The organism is Phenylobacterium sp. (assembly GCF_016793285.1).
Classification (GTDB): Bacteria; Pseudomonadota; Alphaproteobacteria; order Caulobacterales; family Caulobacteraceae; genus Phenylobacterium.
The window spans coordinates 1-7,409 of record NZ_JAEUMO010000173.1; the positions used below are offsets into that span (position 1 = coordinate 1).

8 protein-coding genes are annotated in these 7,409 nt (G+C 70.1%); 7 read left to right on the forward strand and 1 reads right to left on the reverse strand.

The window, feature by feature from the left end:
* Nucleotides 1-431, reverse strand: a 431-nt coding sequence (locus JNL41_RS15295; protein ID WP_293476382.1) for an FKBP-type peptidyl-prolyl cis-trans isomerase, incomplete at its 3' end; no start/stop codon positions are given.
* Nucleotides 432-798: 367 nt separating this feature from the next.
* On the opposite strand from JNL41_RS15295, the gene JNL41_RS15300 reads away from it, so the two are divergent.
* The 7 genes from JNL41_RS15300 to JNL41_RS15330 all read left to right on the forward strand — a co-directional run.
* On the forward strand, nucleotides 799-1,281 hold the full coding sequence (locus tag JNL41_RS15300; protein ID WP_365698358.1) for an OmpA family protein: 483 nt from the start codon (nucleotides 799-801) through the stop codon (nucleotides 1,279-1,281).
* 111 nt (nucleotides 1,282-1,392) lie between these two features.
* Complete coding sequence (locus JNL41_RS15305; RefSeq protein ID WP_293476394.1) at nucleotides 1,393-2,046, forward strand: hypothetical protein; 654 nt, start codon at nucleotides 1,393-1,395, stop codon at nucleotides 2,044-2,046.
* A 62-nt stretch (nucleotides 2,047-2,108) separates the two neighbouring features.
* Complete coding sequence (locus JNL41_RS15310) at nucleotides 2,109-3,698, forward strand: NAD(P)/FAD-dependent oxidoreductase (protein ID WP_293476386.1); 1,590 nt, start codon at nucleotides 2,109-2,111, stop codon at nucleotides 3,696-3,698.
* Nucleotides 3,699-3,805: 107 nt separating this feature from the next.
* On the forward strand, nucleotides 3,806-4,318 hold the full coding sequence (locus JNL41_RS15315) for a hypothetical protein (protein WP_293476388.1): 513 nt from the start codon (nucleotides 3,806-3,808) through the stop codon (nucleotides 4,316-4,318).
* Between the two features lie 480 nt (nucleotides 4,319-4,798).
* A complete protein-coding gene (locus JNL41_RS15320; RefSeq protein ID WP_293476389.1) occupies nucleotides 4,799-5,926 on the forward strand; it encodes a zinc-binding dehydrogenase in 1,128 nt (375 codons plus the stop codon).
* 105 nt (nucleotides 5,927-6,031) lie between these two features.
* A complete protein-coding gene (locus JNL41_RS15325) occupies nucleotides 6,032-7,222 on the forward strand; it encodes a cytochrome P450 (RefSeq protein ID WP_293476390.1) in 1,191 nt (396 codons plus the stop codon).
* A 3-nt stretch (nucleotides 7,223-7,225) separates the two neighbouring features.
* Nucleotides 7,226-7,409, forward strand: a 184-nt coding sequence (locus JNL41_RS15330) for an SDR family NAD(P)-dependent oxidoreductase (RefSeq protein WP_293476392.1), incomplete at its 3' end; no start/stop codon positions are given.

Here is a 7,409-nt window from a genome sequence, read left to right on the forward strand (position 1 = left end):
ATGGCGATGAGTTCGATCTCGAAGAGCAGCGTGCTGCCCGGCGGGATGGGCGGGCGGTTGCGCTCGCCGTAGGCGATCGTGGACGGGATCACGAACTCGAAGGTCTCGCCCGCGCGCATCAGCGGCACGCCCTCCTGCCAGCCCTTGATGAGCTGCGGCAGGGGGAAGGTGGCGGGCTCGCCGCGCTTTCGCGACGAGTCGAACTCGCGTCCGTCGATGAAGCGGCCGACGTAGTGGATGGTCACCGTGTCGGTCGCCGCCGGATGGCGGCCCGAGCCCCTGCCCTTCAGCTTGCGGTACTGCAGTCCGCTTTCGGCCTTCCAGCCGGGGCGCGCGGCGCTCCAGGCCTCGTAGGCCTTCTGGCCCTGCACCCACTGCTCCTGCGGCGTGCCGGTGTAGGTGACGGGCGTCGGGGCGGGTGGTTTCGTCATCATGGCGCATCCGGAAAGGGCTAAGGCGGCGGCGAGGGCGGCGGCGGGGCGGATCATGGGCGCAGTCGTACCGCGTCGCCGACAAATTGGAACCGGCATGCAACCTCCAGGGTGTTCGCGACTTTCAGACCGTCGGACCAGGCGGCGCCACAGGCGGAGTTCATCCCTCGTCCTACGGCGAAGCTACGCCCGAAAACGGCCTATATCGGCCGCGATTGAAGCAGTGCAGTGCGCTTACGGCCGGGGCTGGGGAGAGAAACCGGACGGAGGTACTTGGGAAATGAAGAAGCGTTCGTCGAGCGTGATTTGGGTGGGGGCGGCGCTCTTGGGCGTGGTCAGTCTCGGAGGCTGCGCCACGAAGAAGTTCGTGAGAGAGGAAGTGGCTGTCGTCGGCACGCGTGTCGACACGGTCGCAGGTCGCGTGACCACCGTCGAAGGCACCGCCAAGGATGCGCTCGACCGGGCCACCGCGGCCGGCAAGCTGGCCGAGGGCAAGTTCCTCTTCCAGGAAGTCCTGTCGGACGACAGCATGAAGTTCGGCGTGGACAAGGCCGACCTGGGCCCTGAAGCCCAGGCGCGTCTCGACGCGTTCGTCGAAAAGCTGAAGACCGACAACCGCAACGTCTACGTCGAGGTGCAGGGCCACACCGACGCGACGGGCGCGAAGGACTACAACTACAAGCTCGGCGAAGAGCGCGCCGAGGCCGTGCGCCGCTACCTGAACCAGCACGGGGTGGCGTTGAACCGGATCGGGACCATCAGCTACGGACCCGACGCCCCGGTGGCGCCGAACGACGACAAGGACGGCCGGCAGCAGAACCGGCGCGTGGTGCTGATCGTCCTGTCCTAGGCCGACACCCGGCGACTTGTGCCGAAGGCTGGACCCCGGCAGGCGAGGCGACGTCGGATCATCACCGCGTCGCTGAGCGCCCTGGCTCACGCGGGCATTGCTCTCGTGATCATGCGCGCTGCGCCTGGGGGGCCGCCTGAGGCGGCCATCATCGAGCCGATCCCGGTGATGCTCGTGGAGCCCGCGCCCCCCGAGCCGCCGGCCCCGCCCGACCCGGAGCCGAAGCCGAAACCCGAGCCGGCGCCGAAGAAGGCCCCGCCCAGGCCCGTGAAAGAGAAGCCGCCGCCGATCAAGGCGCGCGTGGCGAAGGCCCCTGCCCCGCTCGACGTGAAGCCGATCGCCGCGAGCGAGGGGCCGCGGGACGTCGGGATCTCCACCGTGGGCGACGCTGAGCTGGCGGGCGCCGGGACCGCCGACTCGGGCTCCGGCGGCGGCGCGGGCTGCAACATGGCGCGACACCTGCAGGGGAAACTGCGCAAGGACCGGCGTGTGCAGGCGGCGCTCTCCGAGGCGGGCCGCGGCAAGGCCATCCGCATCTGGAACGGCGGCTGGGTGCGCCACGGCGTGCAGGAAGGCGCGGGCCTGGCGTCGGTGCGCGAGGCGATCCAGTGGGAGGTCGGCTTCGCCCCCGAAGCCTGCCGCGAGGAGCCGGTCCGCGGGCTGGTGGTGATCTCGCTGGCGGACGGCCCCGGCGCGACGCGGATCGTCATGGGCGCCGGCGCCTGGCGCTGGACCGACCTGCTGGGACGGCGGGCGCGCAGGTAGGGGCATCCCGACGCCACGGAAACCGGGTATCGTCGTTCCCAAGAACAATATGGGAGGCGGCCATGGAACTCGACGTGGTCATCGTGGGGGCCGGGTTCTCGGGCCTCTACATGCTGCACCGGCTGAAGAAGCTGGGCGTGTCGGCGCGGGTCTACGAGGCCGGCCCGAGCGTCGGCGGCACCTGGTTCTGGAACCGCTATCCCGGCGCGCGGGTGGATATCGAGAGCCAGGAGTATTCGTACTCGTTCTCGCCCGAGCTGGACGCCGAATGGGTGTGGAGCGAGCGCTACGCGACCCAGCCCGAACTGCTGCGCTACCTCAACCACGTCGCCGACCGCTTCGAGCTGCGCGACGAGATACAGCTCGGGACGCGGATCGCCGCCGCCCACTGGGACGAGGATGCACGGCGCTGGACCGTGACCACCGATGGCGGCGAGACCGTCTCCGCGCGCTGGTGCGTCATGGCGACCGGCTGCCTGTCGGTCCCGAAGGGCGACGAGTTCCCGGGCGAGCGCGAGTTCAAGGGGCCGTCCTGGCACACCAGCCGCTGGCCCGAAGCGGGCGTCGACTTCACCGGCATGACCGTGGCGGTCATCGGCACGGGTTCGTCGGCGATCCAGTCGATCCCGGTGATCGCATCGCAGGCCAGGCACGTCACCGTCTTCCAGCGCACGCCCAACTTCAGCGTGCCGGCGCACAACGGCCCGGTGCCGGCGGACGTGGCCGCGGACTGGGCGGCGAACCGCGCGGCCCGCCGCGCGGAGGCGCGCGAGACCGGGTTCGCCATCCGGGGCGTCGCCATGGGCGACACGCCGGCGCTGGAGGCGACGCCCGAGGCGCGCAAGGCCGCGTTCGAGGCGCGCTGGGCCTACGGCGGGTTCGCCCTCCTCGGCGCCTACAACGACCTGATCGTCGACATGGCCGCGAACCGGACGGCGGTGGACTTCATGGCCGACAAGATCCGCGGCATCGTGAACGATCCCGCCACCGCCGAGAAGCTGATCCCCAGGACGTACCCGATCGGCGCCAAGCGGCTCTGCGTCGACACCGGCTACTATGCCACCTTCAACCGGCCCAACGTCAGCCTGGTGGACATCGCGGAGGAGCCCATCGAGGCCATCACCACAGCGGGCGTGAAGACCGCCGCGGGCGAGTACGCGGTCGACGCCATCGTCTATGCGATCGGCTTCGACGCCATGACCGGGGCGCTCGCGAAGATCGACATCCGCGGGCGCGGCGGCCAGCGGCTGAGCGACGCCTGGGCGGCGGGCCCGCGCACCTACCTGGGGCTGATGACCGCCGGCTTCCCGAACCTCTTCCTGGTGACCGGGCCCGGGAGCCCCTCGGTGCTCTGCAACATGGCGGTCGCCATCGAGCAGCACGTCGAGTGGATCAGCGACTGCATCGCCTGGATGGGCGACCGGCAGATGGGCGCGATCGAGGCCAGCGAGCCGGCGCAGGACGAGTGGGTCGAGCACGTCAACGAGGTGGCGAACGGCACCATCTACCCGCAGGCCAACAGTTGGTACATGGGCGCCAACGTCCCCGGAAAGCCCAGGGTCTTCATGCCTTACATCGGCGGCTTCCCGGTCTATCGCGACAAGTGCAACGAGGTCGCGGCCAGCGGCTACGCGGGATTCCACGTCGCCTGACTGGCGCGCGGGGAGGAAGGTTGACTCCCGGCGCGGCCAAGCGCTGCCATGCAACCCAGGGATCAGGTGGCCGGCATCCTGCTCGGGATGCTGGCGGGAGGCTGGCGTTGTTTCGCACCGCAGGCGATTTCGATCGTGCGGACTGGGAGTTGCTGCGCCATGGGGCGATCACGCTCTACTGGCGCGACGGACGGTTCGAGGCCGGCAAGGCCGACCTCAGGGCGCTGGGCTACCGCCTTATCGAAATCACCTGCGCCACGCCCGGACAGTTCCGCCGCGCGATCAGCGACGCCCTGGAGTGGACGGCGAGGTTCGGCGACGAGCCCTGGGACGGCAACCTGAACGCCCTGAACGACGGGTTCTCGAGATTTCCGTTCGGCGACGACGCCGACGTGGCGCTCTGCCTGCGCGACTTCCACGTCATCGCCGGCCAGCAGCCCGAGTTCGCGCACGGCGTGCTGGACATCGTCGAGGACTGGTCGCGCAATCACCTGCTGACGGGCCACCGGCTCCTGGCGCTGGTGCAGACCAGCGACCTGAACTTCCGCTGCGAGGGCCTGGGCGGGCGCTCGGCGTCGTGGAACGCGGCGGAGTGGCTGAACCGCGCCCGCGAAGTCTGAGCCGACACGATCCGCTCATCGCCAATTGTAAGAGGGGTCGTCGGCTGACCAGGCGCCCGATCAGGGGGGCTGGGGGGGCTGTTCAGGATCCGGACCGGATGCGGGCCAGCCGACGCAACCGAATAAACGGGTGACCTGTGTTCGCCGCGGGTCGCAAATAAGACCATTTCACGGCGTTGCGGCGGGGATACAGGCCACGCCGGAAATGCGGCCTGCGGGCGCAGGGGGCTTGTCGCAGAACCGCGTTTGCGACATGACGCTCGCGAACGGCGTTTGGAACCTGTCCGAACGCCGGGGCGTGGGGCCCCGCGGCGCTTCCGGGATTTCGGTCCCGCGCGGTCTCTACAGAAGCGGCAGAGGCGGCCCGAAAGGGTCGCCTTCTTTGCTTCTGGGCCGGAGTTTGCGCTTGGCCCTTGGCGCCTGCGCCGGGAGCCGCCATGTGCGCTTGCTGACACCCATGGGATGGCTAGGGAGGCGAGAGTGGCCGGGATTCCGACATCGGGACTGCAACTGCGGTCGATCATCAAGAGCTCGGGCGAGCTGGAGCTGAGTCTCGAGACCGTTCCGGTCGCCGCGCCCACGGGCGACGAGGTGCTGGTGCAGGTGGAAGCCTCGCCGCTGAACCCGTCCGACCTGGGCCTGCTGCTGGGCCCGGCCGACCTCTCCACCGTCAAGAGCGCCGGCGGCGTGACCACGGCCAGGGTCCCGCCCCAGTTCATGCGCGCCATGGCCGCGCGCGTCGACCAGTCCATGCCGGTCGGCAACGAGGGTGCGGGCGTCGTCATCGCCGCCGGGCCCGACGCGCAGGGGCTGGTCGGCAGGCGCGTCGCCCTGCTCGGCGGGGCGATGTACGCCCAGTACCGCACCGCCAGGGCCGGCGAGGTGCTGCCGCTGCCGGCCGACGCGAGCGCCGCGGACGGCGCCTCGTGCTTCGTCAATCCGCTGACGGCGCTCGGCATGGTCGAGACGATGAAGGCGGAGGGGCACACGGCCCTGGTCCACACCGCCGCCGCCTCGAACCTGGGACAGATGCTGCAGAAGATCTGCCTGAAGGACGGCGTCGCCCTGGTGAACGTGGTCCGCAGCGCCGCGCAGGCGAAGATCCTGAAGGACATCGGCGCGAAGTACGTGGTCGACTCCACCGCCCCGACCTTCATGGACGACCTCGTCGCCGCGCTCACCGAGACCGGCGCCACCATCGCCTTCGACGCGATCGGCGGCGGCAAGCTGGCGGGCCAGTTGCTGACGGCCATGGAGATCGCCGCCAACGCCCGCAGCGGCGGCGCCTACAGCCGCTACGGGTCGACCACCTACAAGCAGGTCTACATCTACGGCGGCCTCGACACCGGTCCCACCGAGCTCAACCGCGCCTTCGGCATGAGCTGGGGCCTGGGCGGCTGGCTGCTCACCTACTTCCTGATGAAGGCCGGCCCGGAGAAAGGCGCCGCGCTGCGCCAGCGGGTGGTCGACGAGCTGAAGACCACCTTCGCCAGCAGCTACACCGCCGAGATCTCGCTCGCCGAGGCGCTGCGGCCCGACGTCATCGCCGCCTACAACAGGAAGACGACGGGCGAGAAGTACCTGATCAACCCGTCGAAGGGACTCTAACCCCGCGCTGCGCCTGCGCCCCGGGCGCGCAGGCGCAGCGCGGACTTGCGTGACGCGCGGTCAAGCGCCTCCAATCCGGCCGCAACCGACACGGAGACCGCGGCCATGAAGATCGACCTCCTGTCGCCGGCGAGCTTCGAGGGTGGCCAGCCGCATGGCCAGTTCGACTGGCTCAGGGCCAACGAGCCCGTCCGCTGGCACGACGAGCCGGGCGGCAAGGGCTTCTGGGCCGTCACGCGCCATGCCGACGTCTGGGCGGTGGACCGCGACTTCCAGACCTACTCGTCCGAACCCACCATCATGATCACCGACCCGCTGGCCGACGCCGGCAACTTCGGGCCGTACAAGATGATGCTGATGATGGATCCGCCGGAGCACACGGCGTTCCGCAAGCTCATCCGCAGCGAATTCACCGAGCCGTCGGCGCGGCTGCGGCAGGCGCGCATCCAGGAACTGGCCAGGCAGATCGTCGACGCGGTGATCGACAAGGGCGAATGCGATTTCGTGAACGACGTGGCGGGCGAGATGCCCAGCTTCGTGATCGCGGAGTTGATGGGCCTGCCGCTCACGGACGGGCGCGAGCTCTACAAGCTGACCGAGATCATCCACACCGCCCCCGAGGCGCTGCCGCCCGGCGCCGGCGGCCAGGCGGTGATGAAGATGTTCGAGTACGGCTCGAAAGTGATCGCCGAGAAGCGGGCGCGGCCGGGCGACGACCTGGCCTCGAAGCTGCTGGCCTGCGAGGTCGACGGCCGCAAGCTGGAGGACATGGAGTTCCTGCTGTTCTTCCTGCTGCTGGTCGACGCGGGCGGGGACACGACCCGGAACCTCTTGTCCGGCGGACTGCTCGCCCTGATGGAGCACCCCGAACAGTACGCCTGGCTGATGGCCGACCTGGAGGGCCGCCTGCCCACGGCGCGCGAGGAGCTGCTGCGCTGGACGAGCCCGGTGATCTACATGCGCCGCACGGCCAGGCGCGACGCCGAGCTGGCGGGCCAGCAGATCAGGGAAGGCGACAAGGTCGTCATGTACTTCGGCGCGGCCAACCGCGACGCCGCCGTGTTCGCGCGGCCCGACGTGCTGGACCTCTCGCGGCCCGAGAACCCGCACATCGCCTTCGGCACCGGCCCGCACGGGTGCCTCGGCCAGCACATCGCCCGGATCGAGATCGACGCCATGCTGCGCGAGGTGCTGGCGCGGATGGCCGGCTTCGAGCTGGCGGCGCCGGTCGAGTGGCTCCCCTCCAACTTCATCTCCGGACCCAAGGCGATGCCGGTCCGGTTCAGGGCGGCGTGACACATGAGCCTGAGCGGCAAGAAGGTTCTGGTCGTAGGCGGGGGATCCGGGATCGGGTTCGCCGTGGCCGAGGGCGCGGCGCGCGAGGGCGCGGTCGTCACCGTGGCCTCCACCAACGCGCAGCGGGTGCGCGCGGCGGCCGACAGGATCGGCGCCGAGGCCGGCGTGCTGGACGTGACCGACGAGA